Consider the following 22173-nt stretch of genomic DNA (forward strand, 5'->3'; position numbering starts at 1 on the left):
CAAAATTTAATGGGTTTGATGCTGGAGTTTTTTAATACTGATTCCGTGGTGAAGGGTTAGCCCAACAACTAACTGTTTTTCTGAGGTAACAACCTCTCTAACTTATCTTTAGGAGTTGATCGGATATTTTCAAGAACATGGGTAAGCCATTGGGTCGGGTTCACGCCATTGAGTTTACATGTGGCAAAGAAGGAATAGAACATCTCGGCCCATTGTCCATCACTTTCTGAACCTACGAACATATAGTTTTTGCGTCCAATGGCGATTGGTCGAGTTTGATTTTCTATTAAGTTATTGTCAGGCAGCAACAGCCCATCTTGCGCATAGTTGATCATTCGGTCAAACATGTTGAGGAAATATTGAAAAGCATTGCCTAAATCCTTTTTTGGGGTGGTAAATATTCCATTTCCCCTTCATCCTAAGGTAAACAATTTCTGGAAGCTGACCTCAAGGGTAAAGTGAACGGTCTCGCAAGCTCGACAGTCCCTTGACCTCAGCCACCAAAATCGGGATATTCTGCCAAGAGATGAGTGGAAAAAAATAGGGTCATATCAAGCGATTGGTACCAAAAATGTAAACGTATTTTAGTAGATTGCACCTTCACCTCACTCCAAAAACTTTAATTTCAGGATATTTCTTTTGGTACCAAGTCTCATGTACGGGCGAGACATAATTGATGCTTATAATCCTTGCGAACATATAGCGAAATTCGAGCTCCGTCATTTCAACTCCGTTGCCCTGAAAAACCTCCCACTTACATCTATTTCTATCATTAATCATCCGGTAAGGTAAAACTACTTTCTCCTCAAAATCATAATCTGACATTCGTATCCATCGGTCGATATTTTGGTTGTAGGGGATGGTTCCATAACGTAAGGCTCCCTCATTATTATCATAATTTATTCCATTTTCACATTCAGCAAGATATTTGAAATCTTCGCTATCAGGAGGTGTTCCAATATTTGCTTTTGCCTTCTCAATGAGCGGAGTTTTGTAGTCAGTAAAGTTGATCGGTTTATGAAATTCAGCTAAATCCTCGTAAGTGAAGAACCCTTTTTCGGTGGGCGTTATCTTTACGGTGACTGAGGAATTTTGAGTATGATCCGATGGAGGTTCTTTTAAATTTTCAAAAGGGTCAATCTGAACATTGGTGGTATTGTGATTATTTATATCCTTTTGACGATTATTCAGTTTAACTAATTTTGATGGCTTAGTTAAAACACCATTTTTTGACTTTATTTCGGTAGTCCCTTTAGCCTGATAGCTCAGCGTGTTTGGTGATGTAGTAGTCATTTCCAATTCCTCTTTCAAGTTCTGTTTCAGCTGTTGAAGGTGCCTGTTATTTTCATTGACTTGTTGCTCTTCAAGTACTTCTTCGATAATTGCGATGCGTTCATTTAGTAATCCGTTGAACATTACTTCGTGATGGCGAAGGCGTCGGTAGAAGGTGTCTATTTTGACCCCGATTGGAATAACACCTTTTTCGGTCATCCTTTCAAAAAGCTGTTTCCTTTTCAGCTTTCCCTTCCCGTTAAAACACAGATGATAGGTCTCAATATTGATTTGTTCAATGATATTTTTGAGAATTTCTTTCCAGTTGAGCTTCGCCATTCTGATTGGAGGTTGATGTTTGATGGATAATATATGAAAATCAGTATAATTATTCGAATAGTTATAAATTTTTGTTTTTTATTCAGACAGGTGGGCCCCTCAAAAAAGGACATTGAGGGGACATTTTGAGGACAATTTGAGGATGTTTTAGGGACAATATTTTAGGTTAAAGGGACAAATTAAAATTATTACTTAGGTTAAAGGAAGGAAAACACTTTTTGTGATTAATTGGCTAAGTACTATTTATAAATCCATTTTACCCTGATCCTCTTTTTCAACGGATGGAAAAGGCTCTTTTTAATTGTACAGCTAAACGGAAGCCGGTCAGTTTGTTGTAATGTTTAAAGGCTTGCTTGTTATTTAAAAAGATTGTACATTATACTGCAGAGCAGGAGCGAGCCATGTTTAATTCCGGAAAATATATTTCCGGCTTTAAACCACTCGATTTTTTCGGTTCCCTTAAAAATTAAATTCATCGCTTCGCTTTTCATTATAGTGATCGCTTTGCTCAATATTAACCTTATATTTTTATGCCACGAACAAAAACAATTAACAACAAAGAACGCCGGGTAGAGGTGTCATTTTCACCGGAAGAATTCACTCGTTTGGAGGATTATGCCAAGCAGGGAAAATGTAAAAAGCAGGACATCCTACGTGCACTGGTGATGGAGGAAGGAGCCTTGAAAATCGCTAATCATTCTGAGACTATTGCTTTGGCCAGAGAGCTGGTAAGTATCGGTAACAACCTGAATCAGGTCGCAAGAAAACTGAATATGAATGAGTTTTATGCACCCGAAGGAGAGGCATTGAAGACTGTCCGATCAGAACTGATAGAGTTACTTTGTGAAATCCGAAAGCATTTTAAGTTGAGCTGATGATTGCAAAAACGAACTTAGGAACCAACTTTTTGGGAGTCTTCAATTACTGTTTGCAGGAAGGTAAAAATGCCGAAATCCTTTTGGGCTCAGAGCTGGTAGTATTATCTGATATACCAAATGAATTAGCGATGCAATTCAATGCTCATATTGATGGCTTTCAGCATTCGTTGAGCACAAGACTACAAAAAGTGGTGGATCATACCTCTTTGAGTTTTGCTCCTGAAGACGAGGTAAGCAATGAACAAATGGCAGAGATTGCAAAGGCCTTTATTCAGCAAAAAGGGTATAGGGATTGTGACTATGTAGTGATCAAACACAACGATACAGATCATCAGCATGTGCACCTTGTTTTGAGCCGAGTGGATAAAAATGGGAAGGTGGTCAAGGACTCTTTCAACTACCTTGATAACAGCAAAATTACCACGGCATTGGAGCAAGAATTTGGCCTTCACCCTTCGAATGATTTATCGCAGGAAGTGGGTTTTGACTTCGAAGTCCGAGACCGTAATCCTAAGATGATGAAGGCGATGCAATCCATTAAAAGTACAATTGATGGATTAGTTGGTAGTCAGTTGGTAAGGAATGAATTTGAACTGGCAAAAGCACTGAAAGATCAGGGGATTGATGTTCAGCTGAAGCAGGAGGACGGGCAGTTTCAAGGCTTGAGTTTCAAAGTGGACGGCTTCGCTTTTTCGGGCAGTAAAATTGGTTGGTCGGCATCAACGATTGACCACTATTTGCACGGAGGGGCAGAGAAAGGCGAGAGCCTAAAACCATTTTTTGAGCAGGTAAAAAAAGAGATTGTCCCTGAATGTAAAAGTTTGGATGATTTTGTGGCATTGATGAAAATCCGTCATGAAGTTGAGGTAAATATTTTGGTGCAGTCCAAGACCCAAAAGCCTTATGGAATTTCTTTCAAAATGGCAGACGGGACTAAGGTCAAGGGTAGCGAAATGGGATTTAAGATTGGTGAATTAGTCGAGGCAATCCACAAGAACAATGACGGATTGACGGTAGATACAACCAATGCAAAGGAAATTGTTCAGCAGATTTTCAAATCCTCAAAGGATGAACATGATTTTTTTACCCGCTTGCAGGAAGTTGGGATAAAAGGAGAGATTTTAAAGCATTCTAAGACAGGGAAAGATTACGGAGTGCAATTCCTCCTACCGAACAGCGATAAGCCCGTGAAGGGGAGCGCAGTGGGTGTATCGTTCGGAAAACTACGCAAGCAGTTCCCCAAAGTGTCAAAAGAAGAACGGGCGATTAAGGAAGTAATGCGGGAAGCCGAATCGGTGGGGCAAATGGCGCAGGAATTAAATCAAAAATACGGCATTCAGATGAATGCGGTAACCGAAGCGACCACAGGGGAACTGTCAGCCTTTTCATTTACCCTTGCAGACGGCAGTACAATTTCGGATAGCGATATTGGGTTGAATGCACAGCAGATTCAGACAGGGGCGAAACAAACTCAACCGCAGGAGGAATCCCCGCTAAACTCAAAGGTTCAGTTCGAGTTGTTGGTAAGCAATCTAATCAAGGAAGCCGAATCCCTTACCGACTTGCGGGGAGTTCAGACCAAGCTGAAAGATGACTACGGCATTGAAATGAATCTTTCCTATGACCAATATTCAGGACAGCCTGACGGGATAAACTTTGTACTGCCTAACGGTCAAAAATTCCGTGGATCGGACATGGAGGCGACCACTCAAAAAATCCTTAAGGATATGTTCCAATCCCCTATGAGGAAAGCAATTGATTTGGCGATGAAGGCGACGGATAATCTGTATGACTATAATCTCATTTTGGAGAAGGACAATATATTCGTTGGTTATGAAACCCATTCCAGAACACGGGAAATCAATGGACTGAATTACAAAGTCGGGAATACACAATTTAAAGGATCTGATTTACAGGCAAGTTATGGCGTGGTGAATAAGGCTTTGGTTTCCAATGCCACGATGAACCAACTTGTAAAAATAATCCGTGGGGAGAAGAAAGAATGGAACAACACCATTCGGGCAATGGTCATGACCCAATCCTTGGGCAAGCCACATTGGGCGAAGATGATTCCTTTTTTCAGAAAGCGGGGCTTTGAGGTGGAGAAATCAGCAAAAGGGGACTTGAAAATCTCCAACCACACTCAAAGTTTCAAGCTATCTGAATTGATGAATGCCCTTGGTGAAGAGCGTTTCAAACAGGCGGTGAAGGGGCAGAAGCAGGAAATGATTAAGTATGACAAAATGTTTCTCAATACTTTTTTGTGCAGTCAGACCACCAAGGATTTCAATGGAGCATTGGCGCAAACGGGCATTGAACTAAAGCAAAACAAAGTCCTTGGCGATACTGAATTTTGGAAGGATGAAGATAAGCAGATGTTCAATCGGGGGGATTTCAATATTTCCGACAAGCAAATGAAAACCATGTTTGAACATCAATTGCTACGCTTGCAGATCACCAACGCCCTGTATCTGAACCGCAGGTTTGATGGGTTTGAGAAACAGATGCAGATTTATGATGTGAAGGTAGAGCGAACGGAAAAGCAATTAAGTAGCGGGAAGGCAGTCAAGGGGATGAATTTCATCCTTGCGGACGGGCGACAGGTGAGCGCACGGGATTTGGGAATTTCCGACTTTGCCTTTAGCAAGAATCTTCAGTGCAAAAGTGAGCAATTGGGGCAGGTATTTAATGCTTTTGTCAAGGCGGTAGAAGCCACGGACAATTACATGGATATGAAACATTGGCTGATGAACCGACACCATATCAAAATTGGGGTGGACGAAAAGCACGGATTTTCATTGTTTGATGAAGAAAGCAATATCACCGTGCCGTTGGAGGATTGTGGAATAGGCTTGAAGCCGTTGGGCTTTGACAGTTTTGAATTGGCAGTTAGTGAGAGCCGAAGCGAAGAGCAGGAGTATTCATCTGCCTACCCAATGGAATGGAGTGCGGGAGGTGGATCATCGGGAGGCGGTGGCTTTTGGGATGATCTGATGCAGAGTTTGGCAACCTTGACCCAAGGCGGGGGAGGCGGTGGCGCAGGTCATGGCGGTAAACAGCGTGATGACGATGACGATGATGATTTGTTTAAGAAAAAGAAGCGGCGAGGTATGGATTTTGGGATGGAGATGTAGTCTTATGCTGAATTATTTTTGATATAATTAATTAAAACGTGTACTTTTGCGTATGTTAAAGAAGAGAAATAGGATTATTAGTAAAAAGCGGATTCATGATTTCGCACAAGATCATCCGGATAGCTTGGTACCTCTTAAAAAGTGGATGATTACGGTTGAAAGTGGTTCATTCTCTAATTTTCATGATCTAAAAAGTGCATTCAGGGCACCAGATAAAGTGGGAAGGAATGTGGTATTTAATATTGGTGCAAATAAATACCGGTTGGTAGCCAAGGTAGAATTCTATGAAACAGGGGCTACCTTTTTCATTCGTGGTCTGTTTACGCACAAAGAATATGATCAACAAAAAATAGAAAAGCTATGAGAATAAAAAATGACAATGAGCTTGATATTGCGATTGCTCAGCTTGATTTATTTTTGGAAAAAGAGGAGCTCAACACCGTCGAGCATATTTTCAAGGATGCGCTGACCGATGCAATTGAAGCCTATGAAGACGAGCGTTTTTCTGATTTGGGCAAATTGTCTGTTCAGGAATATTTATTATCTGAACTTGAAGAACAAGGCTTACAAAAACAGGATTTGATCCCTTATTTTGGTTCAAAACAAAGCATATCCAACTTTTTTGCAGGAAAGCACCCTTCAAAAGATATTATTGCGAGATTAGTTCAGTACTTCAATGTGCCAGCTACTTTGTTTTTCAATCAGGATAATTACCCGATACAACCTATCACTCCAACAAGTTCTGGGCATTCAAAGGGAATGAATTCCTAAGTTTAATTCGAAGGTATGGAATCACCCAAAATTCAGTATCTTTAACCACCATACAAAAAAATGGACAATCCCATGAGCCAAAGACAAGCATTGCCGATCGGAATACAGACCTTTGAGGACCTTCGAATAGGAGGGGCTGACTACCTATATATAGATAAGACAGCCTATATTCATGAAATGACAAAACTAACAAAAGGTTACTACTTCCTTTCCCGTCCTCGTCGTTTCGGTAAGTCAATGTTGTGCTCAACGATGCAAGCTTTATTTGAAGGAAAGCAAGAGCTGTTTGAAGGTTTGTATATTCATGATAAATGGGATTGGTCAGAGCAATATCCGGTGGTAAGGATTGATTTGGGAGCGACAGAGTATAAGGATATTGATGATGTAGAAGCAAGAATTTGGAAGGTTTTACGAAATAATGCACTATTGTTTGAGATCGAATTGGAACCTCAAACCAGTCTTGGGAGCGCATTAGAAGAGTTAATCTTCAAGATTCATCAAAAGTGCAACTTAAAGGTAGTGGTTTTAATCGATGAATATGATAAGCCTGTTCAGGATACGCTATCGAATGATGATGATTTAGCGGCAAGGTCATTAAGTGTTTTGCGAGGGTTTTACTCAGCCATCAAAGCCTCAGATCAACATATCCGCTTTTGCTTCATGACTGGTATTACCAAGTTCACGGGTGTTGGCTTATTTAGCGGTGCGAATAACTTCAAGGACATTACCCTTAGCCCAAAATATGGGTCGGTTTGTGGTTTTACCCAGCAGGAATTGGATACCTGTTTTGGCGATTATTTTGAAGATATCGATATGGAGGAGGTAAAAGCCTGGTACAACGGGTATAACTATCTTGGAGACCCTGTTTATAATCCATATGATATTTTATTATTCTTGAGTGAAGAGGGTAGGGTGGACAATTACTGGTGGGATTCAGGTCAGCCGAGTTTTATTACCAAGATATTTTCTCAAGGAAAGGTGATGCCCTATCAGATAGATAATTTGGTGTTGCCGTCGGAGGAGTTGAAGCAATTTGATTTGAATCACCTGAATTTGGTTTCGCTATTGTGGCAGGCGGGTTATCTGACGATTGCCGAGCAGATAAAAATTCCGATGCGAGGGTACCGTTACAGAATGGCGATCCCGAATAATGAGGTTCAGGTTTCTTTGAATAAGTTATTTTTCAGTGATTTAACCACCCTAAGACAAAGTAGTCAGCATCATAATTATAAGGCTTATGATGCGATCATTGATAATCAATTAGGTGATTTCGAAAAAGCCATCAAAGCGATGTTTGCATCGATTCCATATAACAATTATGTGCAAAACAATATCAATAAATTTGAGGGGTATTATGCTTCTGTTATTTATGCTTATCTGATGGCATTGGGTTTAAAGACCCGAACCGAAGAAGCTATTTCCTCAGGTCGGATCGATATGGTGCTGGAAACTTTCACTCATATTTATGTAGTGGAATTTAAGGTGAATGCTCCGAAGCCTAAAGACGGCGAAAGAGGCGAGGCATTAGATCAGATTCATGAGAAAAAATACTATAAGCCGTATTTGAATGACGGTCGGAAGATTGTACTGATTGGGATGCATTTTAGTGATGAGGAGAAGAATTTGAATTGGTTTAAGCCGGAGGAGTTGAAAATCGATTAGAGAGGTATTGAGTGAACCCTCTCGAAAATATGATAATGGTTTTTGGATGAGTAAGCCGAAAACCTTTTTGGTAGTGGGTCAATTCGGTTGATCCACCCTTTTTATTCTAAGCTGATGCGGAGTATTTACCATGTTTGAAATAATACCGCTCAATATACATACTAATCACCTTGTCATGAATATCTTCCCTCTTTGAAAAGCATATAGTTCTGCGAGCCAGACGTTTAATGTGTTGTCTGAAGTTGAGATTCTTGCGTTCTATTCTCCAAGTTTCATCCTTACCAATTAAGTGCAGATACTCTTCAGGGAAAAGTCTTTGGTAGGCTCCCCAGTCATCGGTATAGCATATCTTGATAGGGAATTTAGCAACCTTGAGTAATAGCTCTTTTAGAACGGAGTCTTTGCGCCTTCCATTTTCCCAAGCAATGATTATTCCCGACTTTTTCTCAATCAAATACCAAGTCCAACGTTGATTCGCTTTATTCCCTACATAGCTCCAAAACTCGTCCCATTCGGTTGAATAGCCTATTTCTACTTCCAATTCACTCAGAGTATCTCGCTCCAACTGATCTAATAAATAAGGGTTTATTTTGCAGACGTTTTTTTTAGATGACTCATAACTTTATACTTACTTATTTTGAGAACTCTAGCAATATCTCGCACACCAGAGGAATTAAGAGTCATTTCATCAATTTTATCTTCAACGCCTGGCTGATAAGCATTTGAACGATAAGTTACCTGAAAACTTTTCTTGCAACTTTTACATCTCCACCTTTGGTCTCCATTAGGACGGTGCCCATTTTTCACAATATCATTGCTTTGACAATGCTTACAAGTAATTTCGGTATAATGTCTCATGACATGTAAACCATGCTGCAGCGACGATGTTATAAATATACCCTAATCAACCTGTTTAGCCCACTACCACCTTTTTTTGTCAAAAGGTGTAACTTATTCAAATTTTGACAGGTTATGTGTGCCATAGATAAAGCTACAAGTTAAGTTACACTTTTAAGAAATTTTGCAAGTAGAAATAGGAGTGTTGTACAAACCATCGTTTAATTGACACATAAACCCTTGACCTAAATGCACTAAAATGCACTTTTTGGTAATGCTTGCTTTGTGTAAGCATCATTTTATAACATATAGATTGCCACATACCTAAAAGAAGAAAAAATATGCAAATCGCTTATATACGTGTATCCAAGGCAGATGGGGAGCAGTCGCTCGACCTGCAAATTGATGCCATGAAAGAAATTGGGATTGGTGAAGATCAAATTTATACCGATAAAGCTTCTGGAGCCAAAGAGGATCGGCCAGGGCTGCAGGCTTGCATGAAGGCCCTGCGTGATGGGGACACCCTTGTGGTTTGGAAACTCGATCGGCTTGGTCGGTCACTGAGGCACTTGGTTGAAATTGTACAAAACCTATCCGACCGAGGTATTGGCCTGAAGGTACTTACCGGGAAAGGAGCCAGTATTGACACCACTACCGCCAGTGGAAAGTTCGTCTTCAGTATTTTCGCTTCCTTGGCAGAATTTGAGCGCGAACTTATCCGTGAGCGCACCATTGCTGGCTTGGAATCTGCCAGAGCCCGAGGGCGAAAAGGTGGACGGAAGTTTGCCTTAACCCGTCATCAAGTACACTTGGCTTGTGCGGCGATGAAAGATAAATCTACCAAAGTGAGTGAATTGTGTAAAGAATTAGGCGTTTGTCGTCAGACCTTATATCGCTACGTGGGGCCGAATGGTGAACTGAGAAATGCTGGCCGAAGAGTGTTGAGTGGCAAGAAATGAGTTTGTTGCAAAGTGTATTTTACAATATATGATATGTTTTGTGAAATTAATTTTACAATTTTTACTATATTTGTGAAATTAAATTCACAAATTAAACCATGCAGACGCTCAGAAATAAGATGATGCTCCTGTTAAGAGGAGTAAACAGCGACTTTATTCGTTATTTGGATCAGGAAATTAACTGGGAAAACCAAATGACAGCCATTGTTGGAGCAAGGGGGGTGGGAAAAACAACCTTGCTTTTACAGAAAATTTTGCAGCATGCCGAGCTTAAAGAAGTCTTGTATGTAAAGGTGGATGACTTATATTTTGCTGAAAATAAATTATTGGACTTGGCTATTCAATTTGAGGCTAAGGGTGGGAAGTATTTGTTTATTGATGAGGTGCATAAATATCAAAATTGGTCACAGGAACTGAAGGATATTTATGATTACATTCCATCACTGAAGGTGGTGTTTACAGGTTCTTCAATATTGGATATTTACAAGGGAAATGCTGACCTCAGCCGTCGGGTGATTACCTATCATATGCATGGTTTATCGTTCCGAGAGTACCTAAGTATGGTCACCAAAGAAACGGTACCTACTTTTACATTGGATGATATTTTGAACCATCGATATCAGGCCTGGCTACTCAAATCAAAGGTTCGACCTTTAAACTATTATCATGATTATCTTGCACATGGCTACTACCCATTTTTCAAGGAAAATCAATTTTCTGATCGGTTAAGTAATGTAACCAACTTGATCATGGAAGTGGACATTCCCCAGTTTGCTGGCTTACAGGTAGGTACCATTCATAAATTAAAATCCCTGCTTTACATTATTTCCAAGAGCGTGCCGTTCAAACCGAACGTTTCCAAGCTATCAGAGTTGATTGGTGTAAGCCGACCAGTTTTTTCTGATTTGATGATCTACCTTGAGAAAGCAGGCCTAATCATGAGTCTGAAAAATCCAGCAGAAGGAATTAAAACCCTTCGAAAAGTAGAAAAAGTGTACCTTCAAAACCCGAGTCTGATGAACGTAATAGCCGAACAATCACCAGATGTTGGCAATCTGAGAGAAACGTTCATTATGAATCAGCTTCAGGTAAAACACCAAGTAGAAGCCTCCTCCAAAGCAGATTTTTTGATCGATGGAAAATGGACTTTTGAGGTCGGTGGGAAAAATAAGAAAATGAAACAAATCCAAGGTTTAGAAGATGCCTTTGTCGTCAAGGATGACATCGAATATGGTGAAGGTCAGGTGATTCCCTTGTGGGTTTTTGGATTGACCTATTGATGACTGGGGGCGTAGTTCCGATTGTTTCAGTTTGAGAAATGGTAAAAGAGATAAGATGATCTGAGAATTCCTATCCACGGAAGTGAATAGAAGCAAGGGGGGACAGGGTGAAATATTTTGAAAAGTCATACTAAAACGTCACGCCTATAATATACCTTATCGGGTATAAACACTCCTTTTAATTTCATATTATACCCTAAAGGGTGTATATTGAATTCAGTTGATGTTTTTACACCTTATCGGGTATAATATGAAAGATTTGATCAGTTTTGTAAAAGGCAAGCGGAAAGAGCTTGGTTTAACACAGGAGGACCTTGCGCTGAAAGCGGGAGTGGGTTTGCGATTCGTTCGTGAAATGGAACAGGGAAAAGCTACTTTGCGGATGGACAAGGTTAATGAAGTTTTGGCTTTGTTTGATCATCAAATGGCTCCTGTACCTCAAAAAATGATTGGTAATGAATAGGTCGGCGAAGGTATTATATCACAAAACCGAGGTCGGGTTATTGAGTGAAACAGATGATGGTTATCTGTTCCAATATCATGAGGCCTATTGTGAATCCAACACATGGGGGCCAATCAGTCTGAGTTTGCCTGTTCAAAAAGCCCCATATCACGCTAAAACCCTTTTTCCATTTTTTGATGGATTGATTCCTGAGGAACTGGCGGATGTCTTAGCCTATGCCTTTTATTGGCTGAGAAAAATGACCTTGACATTGAGTAAATTATGCTCAATAAGATTGACAAAAACGATCAAAAATATCCCGCTAATAAAGCTAAAGGAACGGCTAAAAAGTATAATGAATTATGATCGTATATCATGCGACAAAGAAGCAATTTTCAACCGATGTTTGCGATGCGAGCATTGATGATATAATTACTGAATCGGTAAAATATAGTTAGGTAGGCTGTGCTTAAAATGGTCGATGAGGTTGTAAAAAACACCTATCAAACTTTATGTCTCGCGGGATGAAAGGTTGTTATATCTTCGTGGAAGACCTCGAGCTGAGGAAGTTGTTCAAATCAAGAGTGCATTAGCTGAAACTTTAAGTGTTTTTGATACTTATATGCTAACTCAATAATTCTCAACCCTTATGGATATTACCCTCCAATCTGATCAAATCAGGGTCAGAAAGATTACCCAATCTGACATCGCCTCTCTTTTAGTAATCTATCAAAATCCGATAAATATGCGGTTCATACCCAATTCTGATGGCGAATGGACAGCACAGCGCCTGAAAGAGAAACTCAAAAGGTTCAATGCCGATTATGACAAAGGCATTGGGGTTTTCGCAGTTGAAACTTGGGATGGAAAACTGATCGGAGAGGCGGGCTTGTTTGATTCGTTTAAGAAAGCGGATCATCTTGAATTGGGCTATATCATCGATCATGTGCACTGGGGAAAAGGCTACGGGGCGGCTGTATGCAAGGCGTTGATGGACTATGGTTTCAATCAGTTGTACTTATCAAAATTAACCGCGCGGATGTATCAAGGAAATATTGCTTCAGTCCGACTTTCTCAGAGGTGTGGAATGAAAAAGGTGAATGAGGGAATAGCCAATGATTGGGGGTTTTATGAGTATGAAATGAAGAGGGAAGATTGGCTTAAATTGCACTGCTAAAATCGTCGTCAGATTGTTCTTCTTTTGGCATGGGATTAAGGATTGTTTTGATAATCTGTTGCAGGAAGTACATTTTTAGCCGTTGTAAATCAGGGTAAACATGTTTTTGACTTTCATGATGAATTTTGTGGGGTTCGGACATTATATCGAGTCAATCATCTGAATTAAAGATTTTTTTTCATCGTCAGATATAGTACTAATGCTGTTGATATATGCTTTGTAATCAAATGGCAAATGCTTAACTGTTTTAGCAGGAAAACCTCTATTTATCAATGCTTTGAATGTTTCAAAACCGCTTTTATTGTTATAGTAATCAGAAAATGCACCGAAAATCACAGGAACGTCCCCATATTCTTCATTGGAAGAATATTCATTTTTGTCCGCCCCTCCGTGGATAAGAAGGTCAATAATATCAATGTTTTTTTGCTTGATGGCTACTGCAATGGGCGTGTTACCTTCCAGATCCTTTTGATTAACATTGATGCCTGCATTGATCAGCAACTCAATTTTTTCATAAACAGGATTTCGCATCGCTAATAGTATGGCATTCAGGCCATCTCGGTCAATTTGATGAATGTCTTTGATTTTTGGAAGCACATAGGCTAAAGCCTCTGCAGAGGGATTTCTCCATGCCACGGAAAATAGGCTTGACTCATTTGCAAAACCGATACTTTGATCCAAGTCTATATCAAGCTCCTCCCCAATCAACTTAACAACGTCAATATCGGCATTTGCCAAAAGCACGAACAGGTCAGTGATTTTAAGCGGTATGGTATGATATTGATTAGAACACTCGACAAGCAGTTTCATCGCTTCAAAATCATGATTATGATAAGCTACAACCATGGGCGACCTTCTTTTGTAAGCGACTGCATGATCATCAGCGCCATGAGCATGAAGAATTTTGATCATATCTAATTTATGATTTTGAACAGCATGACAAAGGGGAGTAAAATGGCGGCTGTCCATATGATCGATATCTAATTTAGAACTGGTCAAGAGCGGGATAAAATTGAATTTTTCATTTTCTACAGCATAAAAATACATGTTTTGACCCATGCGATCGACGGTATCAATATCCGCACCCGCATCGATCAAATGATTCACTATCGTAGGCGTTTCGGCCATACCAAAAGCCAGCATCAGTGGACTTACCTCCATTTTGTCTTTAGCATTTACATCAAAGCCCTTATTGATCAACTTCTGGTAATAATCCTTATCCGCATTTATAATTGCACTTTGATAAAGGTAAAAGGTCTCAACTTTCTTGATTTCATCGATATTACACTCTTTTAGCATTTTATCAAGCAAAGACTCACGGTTGAATCTCATCGCAAAATTCATGATCTGGACTTGATCGCTTGGGCTATGGTTATGGGATTGAGAAATAATCAAGTCGATGATTCTGGTATCATATTTCTTTTTGGGTTTTGATGAAGACCTCCGTTTCATTCGTTGCTCATAAAGCGATTCAGCCTCAAACATATAATCGATCACGGATTGATCTTTACCTATTTTAGTATTTAATTCAACTCCCTCAGCGATCAATAAGTCAACCATCTTAAAGTTGCTGATACGTAATGCAAAAGGCAAAGGACCTATCGTATGATTTGGGATAATGCTATCCAACTGAGCCCCATGCTTCAGTAGTAAATGAAGAGCTTTTTTATTACCACAGAACAGGGAAGTGCGTATTGGAGTCCCAATTGAGTTGGGAAATTGCTTCACATTGAATTCAGGATGATTAATTATTCGCTTATAAAGCTTGTTATGTGATCGCCGGCAAGACAGTGTCCATAATTTTTCGAGCTCCTTACTTTTGAGGTATTGGGAATAATGATCGAATAGGTAAACCGATGATCTTTGGTTGGATTGATATTCAGCACAAATTAATAGCTGTTCGGGAGTGAACTCATGTGATTTAAGATATCCTTTGATCTCTTTGAGTTGACCATGAAAAAACACGCTATCTGTTTGGGCGAGAACAGCGAACCCATGTCCCAAAAAAATGAATAAAAAACTTAGGCTGAGGTATCGATACATAAAGGTTATTCGAGTAAATATATTTTCTCTCAAAAATCAATTGGGCAATATGTTACATTACTTTGACTAAAACCCAATGATTTGTGCAAATTGTCCGAACTAATACAGACTTTAGCAACCTTAACCCAAGTCGGAGGAGGTGTTGACACAGGTCATGGCGGTAAGCAACGTAATGATGATGATGATTTGTTTAAAAAGAAGCGGAAGCGGAGAGGAATCGATTTTGGGATAGGGATGTAGGTATACTCCATCATTCAGGAATCGTAACAACATCATTTCCCCAAAATTCAGTATCTTTAACCACCATACAAAAAAATGGATAATCCCATGAGCCAAAGACAAGCATTGCCGATCGGAATACAGACTTTTGAGGACCTTCGAACAGGGGGGGCTGATTATCTATATATAGACAAGACAGCATACATTCACGAAATGACAAAACTTCCAAAAGGTTACTACTTCCTTTCCCGTCCTCGCCGTTTTGGTAAGTCGATGCTGTGCTCAACCTTGCAGGCGCTTTTTGAAGGAAAGAAGGAACTCTTCGAAGGCTTATATATTCATGACAAATGGGATTGGTCGGAGAAATATCCAGTAGTTAGAATTGATTTGAGTGGGATCAAATACACTTCCATAGAAGATCTGGAAAAGCAACTGACAAATGCTCTGATTGATAATTGCCATAAGTTCGAATTGGATTTGGACAATTTTAAAAAATCAGGGCATGGTCCACAATTATCGGAATTGATTCGCACCTTGTATGAAAGGTATCAAAGTAAGGTAGTGGTCTTGATTGATGAATATGACAAACCAATTCAAGATACGCTATCGAACGATGATGACTTGGCTTCAAAATCGTTGGATGTTCTTCGTGGGTTTTATTCAGCCATCAAAGCCTCAGATCAGTATATCCGTTTTTGCTTCATGACCGGAATAACCAAATTTACTGGAGTAGGTCTTTTTAGTGGGGCAAATAACTTTGAAGACATTACCCTGGATAGTTCATATGCATCCATTTGTGGGTTTACGCAACACGAGTTGAATACCTGTTTCGGAGATTACTTCGACGGGATTGATATGGAAGAAGTCCAAGCTTGGTATAATGGCTATAATTACCTCGGGGAGAAGGTTTACAACCCATATGACATTCTGTTATTTCTAAAGAAAAAAGGGAAATTTGATAATTATTGGTGGGATTCAGGCCAGCCATCTTTTTTGACCAAGATGTTTGAGAAAGGTGCATATGAAACTTACGATTTGGAAAACTTGGAATTGTCTTCACAGGAATTAAAGCAATTTACACTAAGTAATTTTAATTTACCTTCTTTGCTCTGGCAGGCAGGTTATTTGACGATTACGGAAGAGATTCAAGAGCCTTTTGGCGGGAGCAGCTATGTACTTGCCACCCCTAATCGTGAAGTTCGAATGACCTTGAACATGCTCTTTTTAATCAGTCTGACTTCGGTAGAATCTAACCGCCTTTTGAAACGAAATGAAGCTGCACGTAGCTTATTCAAAAATGACTTAGAGCAATTCGAAGCCAGTGTCCGTGCGATGTTTGCCGCCATTCCTTTCAATAATTATGTTCAAAACAACATTCAAAAATATGAGGGGTTCTACGCTTCGGTGATGTTCAGTTTCATGGCTGGGCTTGGGCTAAAATGCAGAACGGAAGAATCGATCTCCACCGGTCGGATCGATATGACGATGGAAAGCCCAACGCATATTTATGTGATCAAATTCAAGGTTAATGCACCGCAGCCGAAAGATGGCGAAAGAGGTGAAGCCTTGGATCAGATTCATGAGAAAAAATACTATGAACCGTATCTGAATTATGGCCGAAAGATCGTTTTGATCGGGATGCATTTTAATGAGAAGGATAGGAATTTGGATTGGTTTAAGACGGAGGAGTTGTAGTTAGACCAAAACACTAACATTTTATTAAAAATCGTTGCTAAAAAAACCGCTATTGTTTTGATTGTCAGTAACGCACAGCAGGGATTTTCTTTATTTCTTTACTTTCATTTGAGCTAAAGACTTCCAGCGTGTTTTAGGGGAAAGGCTCATTCTCTTCGTAATACTCATAGATTTTTTAAAATTAAACATAAACCTATGCGTAAACGTGGACCCAAAACTTTCTGGGCCTTGCTATTGCTATGCCTATTTTTTTGCAAGCATACAGCCAATGCCCAAAATGACCCCTTTCAATTTTCTTCGGTAACCATCGGTGGTGGTGGATACATCACTGGAATTTTTCAGCACCCGACTGATGCATCTTTATTGTATGCCCGCACCGATGTGGGGGGATGTTACCGATTCGATCATCAACAACAGGAATGGATTCAGTTGATGAATGGCCTGACCGTCGAACAAGTCGCTTACAATAATGTCGATGCGATTGCCCTTGCCAAGACGAATCCGGATTTGATTTTTATCGCAGTCGGTAATGCGATTGATGCGGTGGATCCGAACGATATTTTGAAATCTACCGATCAGGGAGGACACTGGACTCCTTTGAATTTTCCTGTGGAGAAAGCTTTCGAGAGTAATCAGCGCGATGTCCGTTATATTGGCGAGCGCCTGGCGGTAGATCCGCAGCATGAGGACATCATTTTTGCAGGAACGAAAGAGGCTGGCCTGTGGATCAGCCGTGATGGCGGAGCAAGCTGGCAACAGAATGCCGACATTCCTCATGGCACCAAAAACTCGGCTTCCTCGGCCAAGATCGTTGGGGTGAGAAACATTGTTTTTGATGAAAGCACAACAACTACCATCGATGGAAAAACAGTCAGCGGAACAATCTATGTAGGTGCTTACGAAGAAGGTGTTTACAAAAGTACCGATGGCGGTCAGACTTTTGAAAAGATGCCCAACAGCCCTGAAACGCCAAGAAGGCTGTTTTTGAATGCCTCGCAGGAACTGTGGGTGAGCACAGGCTACCCGATCGGGAGCAACCCGCAACAGCAGGGCGGTGGTCGTGTTTATCATTACCAAAACAACGAGTGGGTAGATAAATCGCCGAACACCAATATGGCGAGCCGTCCATACGGAGCGATTGCCATTTCAGCGGATGACGATAACAAGATTATTGTTGCCGAAGGGAAAAACCGCTCGAATCAGGCAATGTACCGAACCAACAATGCCAATGATGCCGAGCCTCTATGGGAGAAGTTCAACCCGACGCCATCAAGCGACAAAAAAATACAACCTCAGTGGTGGAAAGATCACTTCTTTGCTACTGGACCGAGCAGTATTTTCTTTGACATCACCGATGACAACCAAATTTGGATGGCAGATGGTTTCGGCATCTGGCATACCGAAAATGTTTGGGACAATAACAAGGAGATCATCTGGGAAGCGAAAGTGAAAGGCGTGGAAGAGTTGGTAATGATGACCACACTAACACCTCCTGCACCAAATGCCGTTTCGCTGTTCAGTGGGGCTGCCGACGCCGATGGCTTCGCACACCACGACCTGAACGACTTCCCGACTCAACCGCTTCAGCCTTCAGACTGGGCATCAACCGCTTTGGATTATGTCGCTTCAACGCCTGAACACATGATGCGTCTATTGACTTCCAAGACCTCTGGCGGAGAAATTTACTGGTCGGAAAACAGCGGTGAAACTTGGACCAAAACCACAGCGAATCCTATTGTAAGTCCCATGACGCTCGGCAAGGCTGCGGTGTCGGCGCAGTCGTTGGACAATATGGTGATTGTTCCTGCATACAATGCCTGGGAGATTGAACCGCAAACCGTACCCCTTTATTTTACTCAAGATCGGGGAGCAAGCTGGCAGGAAACTAACATCAGTTTTAATCCTGGACCGATTGATAACTGGTGGGTACATGACCATATCATCGTAGCGGATAAAGTTCAGCCGAATACCTTTTATTTCTTCTACAAAAGAAAATCAACCCTGTACCGTTCGACTGATGGCGGTGCCAATTTCGAAGCGATTTATCAGTTCCCTAATCATGAAAATATCTGGGGAAAACCGAATAAATACTGGGCGCAATGGGTGCATTTGGTTTCTGTGGACGAAAAGGCTAGAGAGTTGTGGATCAGTTTACCACAAGATGGTTTGTTCAGAAGTTTGGATGGTGGCGACACTTGGACGAAGATGGGTGGATTGTCAAATCCGAAATCAGTAGCGGTCGGTAAGCCACAAAACGAGGGCGACCCGATGGTGATCTATACCATTGCAAGTGTGGATGGCGATCAGGGCTTGTTCATGTCTTTGGACGATGGGCAGCAGTGGCGCCGTTGCGATGACAATGAGTATAATTTTGGAATGATTCTGAACCACATGAGTGCAAGCCGTCAGACTTTCGGTGAGGTGTTTATTGCCACGGGTGGCCGAGGAATTGTTCGGGCAAATGTGGGTGCTAATCTTCCTCCTGTGGTAACTTTTAAGCCTGTGGGAAAGATTGAATATTCTTTTCCCGAAGAAGGAAATGACCACAAAGTACGTTTTGACGCTTCAAACTCCGAAAACCCAAATGGTGGGCAGGTGACCTTTCACTGGGATTTTGGTGATGGAACGACAAGCAACGGGGCAGTAGTTGATCATACTTACACAGACTACGGAAATTATACTGCAGAATTAACCATCACCGATCGATTAGGGTTGGAGCATGTTTCAAGCACTGAAATTTTGATCAATGCCAAGCCAACAATCAGTTGGCTTTCGCCGGCGGACAGCACGGAATTTCCTTTGGGGTCCACGGTTACTTTGTCGGTAGCTGTGGCAGATAACAATGGTGCCGAGGACATTGATCGGGTGATTTTCTGGTCGGGCAATTGGCAGTGGTTGCATACCGATCGGGATGGTCCTGATTATACCTATGAGGTGGATTTGTCTTTGGGGAAAAATACCTTCATCGCGGAAGTTTATGACAAAGCTGGGTCCAAAACGGCGACCGAGGTTTTGACCCTTTTCAGTGGCAGCGTTAGTGAAGGCGATTATGTGATTGGACTGAACTGTGGTGGTGGAAATTATCAGGATGCAGCAGGCAATCTATTCCTCTCGGATGATTTGTTTACAGGCGGAAGTACTTACAGCGTTTCAACAGATATTGCAGGAACAGACGATGATGTTTTGTATCAAACCGAAAGGGTAGGAGAAAATTTCAGCTATCAGATCCCTGTAGAAAATGGGATGTATAAACTGACTTTCAAACTGGCAGAATTGGGATGGCAGGAAGCAGGAAAACGCATTTTCAATGTAGATGTGGAAGGCAATCGCGCGCTATCGGATCTTGATCTTTTTGCCGTTGCGGGTTATCAAACTGCATACGATGTGGATGAAATCGTTACGGTTACTGATGGCACTTTGGACATTGCCGTAACGGGTGTTGAGCGTTCGGGGAAAATCAACGCTATTTTGGTGCAGACCGTCGAAGCGGAAGAAACATTGCCTGTGCCTCAAAATTTAACAGCCAATCAGGACCTGACGACGGTGAACCTTCAATGGTCATCACTTGACGATGCTTCCCTGAATTTTAATATTTATAAAAAAGTAGGAGTAGACGGGACGCCCGTTTTAGAAAATGGGGTACCTGTGGCTGGCAATAATTGGTCGGGTGAAATTACCCAAGGGCAGGACTACACCTATTTTGTAAAAGCAGTCAATTCGGAAGGTCAAGAGTCTGAGGCTTCGGAAGGTGTTCAAGTGTACGGAACGTTACAGGAGTTTTCTGTTCGACCGTTTGGGGATACCTATATCGACCTTCAGAAAGCAGATCAAAATTTCGCTTCGGAAAAAGAATTACGTGTGCAGTACAAGCCTGCCGATCAGTATCCTGATCCTGCCGAACGCGTGGCGTTGTTGCAATTTGATTTGAGTGATTTCGAACAAGTGGTAGCGGTGGATTTTCAGATCAAAACCAAAGTACAAAAAGTGGGGGTGCACCAACTGAGCTTGATTGAATATACATTTGACCCTGCAACTGTAACTTGGAATAACTTCAACGAAGGAACATCCGATGGTCTTGCTGTTTTCGATATGCCAACTGATGGTGCATGGGCGACCGTTAGTATCCCTCAGGAGAAAGTCAGTACACAAATGGCTTTCAAGGTATCAGCGATTACGGCTACTTCGGGATACGGACAATATTGGTCCAATGATGGAAATGCTTCGAATGCGCCGAATCTGAAGGTGGTGGGGAAATGTTCGAATTGCCGAGTATTGAATGCACCTGTCAAGCAATCGACAGGTACCGTATTTCCAAATCCATTTACCAATCAGTTGCAGGTAAATTGGAAGGGTGATCTTACAGAAACAATCCTACAATATAAAATTTTCAGTCTGACAGGTCGATTAATGTTGGAAGGGGAATCAAAGCAAAGCAACTTTAAGATCAATACCGCTTCGCTTGCTGGTGGTCAGCTGTATTTTATTCAGTTGTCTGATGGAGCGAATCAGCAGATGACTAAAATGATCAAGCGATAATCATTAACAATACTGTGGCGGCAGGGCATGTATTGTAGCCCCAAGGCATGCCTTGGGGCTACAATATTAAATATTGATTTCATTCCCACTTGGGTCCGTTACTTTATAAACAAACAAACCATCTGGGATCTGATCATATTCCATATATTTCGAATGAATTCCCACCTCAGGCGTTTGTGCCTGATCAGCAGTATAATAAATTTCCATCGGGAAAAAGCCTGGCTGCATATATATGGTGCTGTCCATTGCATCGCCGTTAGCCTCCAATAATGGATTATCAATTACAAACAAAGAAGCATCCTTGCTGTGTCCCAAAGTGAAGCGATAATCTCCTGCTGCAGGAATATAAATCAATCCTTTTACTTTGGTGTAAACCTCCTCCTGGCTTTTCTCAAACAAATGTTTTGTAGCTACTGGCGTACTTTCCTTTAGCTTCGAAGCGCCTTCCTCTTGCTGAAAAGTAGTTTTCAATACACCGTGCGCCAATTTCACGGGTCGGACGAATTTGGTGAAATAGGCTCGTTTAATTTCCGAAGTATCCTGTTGTGCATTGACTTCCACAAAAGAAACAATGCGGTTTTCGCCCAATGTCAAAGCACCTTTGTAGGGCACAAATTTATTGCTCGGCACAAAAGGGTTGAAGGTGTATAATAACTGATTTCCCGTTGGAGAAATGATCTCAAGGGCAGTGGTGTCCGAGGTAACATAGGCCATGGTGGTGTCTTTCTGGTTGAAAACCACATAGGCAGCTTCGTTCGTTTGGGTCGCTTGTTTGGTGATGTTGGGTTGGCAGGCAGCCACCGCAAAACCGCTCAATAGTATATAAAAAAATCGTTTCATCATGATTATTAGTTGATCGTTAATGATACGATTTTTTTCCTTTTTTCCCCCAAGCCCAATGGGGGACAATCGCCTTTTGCTCGTATGAT

Annotated in this window: 18 protein-coding genes; 12 read left to right on the forward strand and 6 right to left on the reverse strand. The window is 41.2% G+C overall.

Going from position 1 to position 22173, the window contains the following annotated elements; translation table 11 throughout:
• Nucleotides 1–68: 68 nt before the first annotated feature.
• Both AABK40_RS21200 and AABK40_RS21205 read right to left on the reverse strand, forming a co-directional pair.
• A complete protein-coding gene (locus AABK40_RS21200) occupies nucleotides 69–401 on the reverse strand; it encodes a transposase domain-containing protein (protein WP_338399296.1) in 333 nt (110 codons plus the stop codon).
• 199 nt (nucleotides 402–600) lie between these two features.
• Nucleotides 601–1491 carry a hypothetical protein gene (locus tag AABK40_RS21205; RefSeq protein ID WP_338399268.1) on the reverse strand — a complete coding sequence of 297 codons (891 nt, stop codon included), beginning with the start codon at nucleotides 1489–1491 and terminating at the stop codon, nucleotides 601–603.
• Between the two features lie 650 nt (nucleotides 1492–2141).
• Here AABK40_RS21205 and AABK40_RS21210 point away from each other — a divergent pair.
• The 5 genes from AABK40_RS21210 to AABK40_RS21230 all read left to right on the forward strand — a co-directional run bounded on the left by AABK40_RS21210 (nucleotide 2142) and on the right by AABK40_RS21230 (nucleotide 8056).
• On the forward strand, nucleotides 2142–2486 hold the full coding sequence (locus tag AABK40_RS21210) for a plasmid mobilization protein (protein WP_338399269.1): 345 nt from the start codon (nucleotides 2142–2144) through the stop codon (nucleotides 2484–2486).
• The gene (locus AABK40_RS21215; protein WP_338399270.1) at nucleotides 2486–5623 is read left to right on the forward strand and encodes a relaxase/mobilization nuclease domain-containing protein; all 3138 of its coding nucleotides are present in this window, start codon (nucleotides 2486–2488) and stop codon (nucleotides 5621–5623) included. Before AABK40_RS21210 ends, AABK40_RS21215 begins: the two co-directional genes overlap by 1 nt.
• Nucleotides 5624–5675: 52 nt before the next feature.
• Nucleotides 5676–5987 carry a type II toxin-antitoxin system HigB family toxin gene (locus tag AABK40_RS21220; protein WP_338399271.1) on the forward strand — a complete coding sequence of 104 codons (312 nt, stop codon included), beginning with the start codon at nucleotides 5676–5678 and terminating at the stop codon, nucleotides 5985–5987.
• The gene (locus AABK40_RS21225) at nucleotides 5984–6394 is read left to right on the forward strand and encodes a helix-turn-helix domain-containing protein (RefSeq protein ID WP_338399272.1); all 411 of its coding nucleotides are present in this window, start codon (nucleotides 5984–5986) and stop codon (nucleotides 6392–6394) included. Before AABK40_RS21220 ends, AABK40_RS21225 begins: the two co-directional genes overlap by 4 nt.
• 72 nt (nucleotides 6395–6466) lie before the next feature.
• Nucleotides 6467–8056 carry an ATP-binding protein gene (locus tag AABK40_RS21230; protein WP_338399273.1) on the forward strand — a complete coding sequence of 530 codons (1590 nt, stop codon included), beginning with the start codon at nucleotides 6467–6469 and terminating at the stop codon, nucleotides 8054–8056.
• A 106-nt stretch (nucleotides 8057–8162) separates the two neighbouring features.
• Here AABK40_RS21230 and AABK40_RS21235 read toward each other — a convergent pair whose 3' ends face one another.
• Complete coding sequence (locus AABK40_RS21235) at nucleotides 8163–8597, reverse strand: IS1 family transposase (RefSeq protein ID WP_338399274.1); 435 nt, start codon at nucleotides 8595–8597, stop codon at nucleotides 8163–8165.
• A gap of 44 nt (nucleotides 8598–8641) precedes the next feature.
• Nucleotides 8642–8914: an IS1/IS1595 family N-terminal zinc-binding domain-containing protein gene (locus AABK40_RS21240; RefSeq protein ID WP_338399275.1), complete on the reverse strand. Its 273-nt coding sequence runs from the start codon at nucleotides 8912–8914 to the stop codon at nucleotides 8642–8644.
• Nucleotides 8915–9234: 320 nt separating this feature from the next.
• On the opposite strand from AABK40_RS21240, the gene AABK40_RS21245 reads away from it, so the two are divergent.
• The 5 genes from AABK40_RS21245 (at nucleotide 9235) to AABK40_RS21270 (ending at nucleotide 12751) form a co-directional block, all read left to right on the forward strand.
• Entirely contained in the window at nucleotides 9235–9852 is a 618-nt protein-coding gene (locus tag AABK40_RS21245; protein ID WP_338399276.1) for a recombinase family protein, read from the forward strand.
• A 98-nt stretch (nucleotides 9853–9950) separates the two neighbouring features.
• Nucleotides 9951–11132: an ATP-binding protein gene (locus tag AABK40_RS21250; RefSeq protein WP_338399277.1), complete on the forward strand. Its 1182-nt coding sequence runs from the start codon at nucleotides 9951–9953 to the stop codon at nucleotides 11130–11132.
• A gap of 250 nt (nucleotides 11133–11382) precedes the next feature.
• The gene (locus AABK40_RS21255) at nucleotides 11383–11595 is read left to right on the forward strand and encodes a helix-turn-helix transcriptional regulator (RefSeq protein WP_338399278.1); all 213 of its coding nucleotides are present in this window, start codon (nucleotides 11383–11385) and stop codon (nucleotides 11593–11595) included.
• Nucleotides 11588–11998 carry a HipA N-terminal domain-containing protein gene (locus tag AABK40_RS23900; protein WP_421953330.1) on the forward strand — a complete coding sequence of 137 codons (411 nt, stop codon included), beginning with the start codon at nucleotides 11588–11590 and terminating at the stop codon, nucleotides 11996–11998. Before AABK40_RS21255 ends, AABK40_RS23900 begins: the two co-directional genes overlap by 8 nt.
• Before the next feature lie 225 nt (nucleotides 11999–12223).
• The gene (locus tag AABK40_RS21270; protein ID WP_338399279.1) at nucleotides 12224–12751 is read left to right on the forward strand and encodes a GNAT family N-acetyltransferase; all 528 of its coding nucleotides are present in this window, start codon (nucleotides 12224–12226) and stop codon (nucleotides 12749–12751) included.
• Between the two features lie 141 nt (nucleotides 12752–12892).
• On the opposite strand, the gene AABK40_RS21275 is transcribed toward AABK40_RS21270, so the two are convergent.
• Nucleotides 12893–14827, reverse strand: a complete 1935-nt coding sequence (locus AABK40_RS21275; protein WP_338399280.1) for an ankyrin repeat domain-containing protein — start codon at nucleotides 14825–14827, stop codon at nucleotides 12893–12895.
• A 294-nt stretch (nucleotides 14828–15121) separates the two neighbouring features.
• On the opposite strand from AABK40_RS21275, the gene AABK40_RS21280 reads away from it, so the two are divergent.
• The gene (locus AABK40_RS21280; RefSeq protein WP_338399281.1) at nucleotides 15122–16708 is read left to right on the forward strand and encodes an ATP-binding protein; all 1587 of its coding nucleotides are present in this window, start codon (nucleotides 15122–15124) and stop codon (nucleotides 16706–16708) included.
• 195 nt (nucleotides 16709–16903) lie between these two features.
• Complete coding sequence (locus tag AABK40_RS21285; RefSeq protein WP_338399282.1) at nucleotides 16904–21244, forward strand: malectin domain-containing carbohydrate-binding protein; 4341 nt, start codon at nucleotides 16904–16906, stop codon at nucleotides 21242–21244.
• Nucleotides 21245–21310: 66 nt separating this feature from the next.
• Here AABK40_RS21285 and AABK40_RS21290 read toward each other — a convergent pair whose 3' ends face one another.
• Complete coding sequence (locus AABK40_RS21290) at nucleotides 21311–22087, reverse strand: hypothetical protein (RefSeq protein ID WP_338399283.1); 777 nt, start codon at nucleotides 22085–22087, stop codon at nucleotides 21311–21313.
• Between the last annotated feature and the right edge of the window lie 86 nt (nucleotides 22088–22173).

The sequence above is a fragment of the Persicobacter psychrovividus genome, assembly GCF_036492425.1.
In the GTDB taxonomy this organism is placed as follows: Bacteria; Bacteroidota; Bacteroidia; order Cytophagales; family Cyclobacteriaceae; genus Persicobacter; species Persicobacter psychrovividus.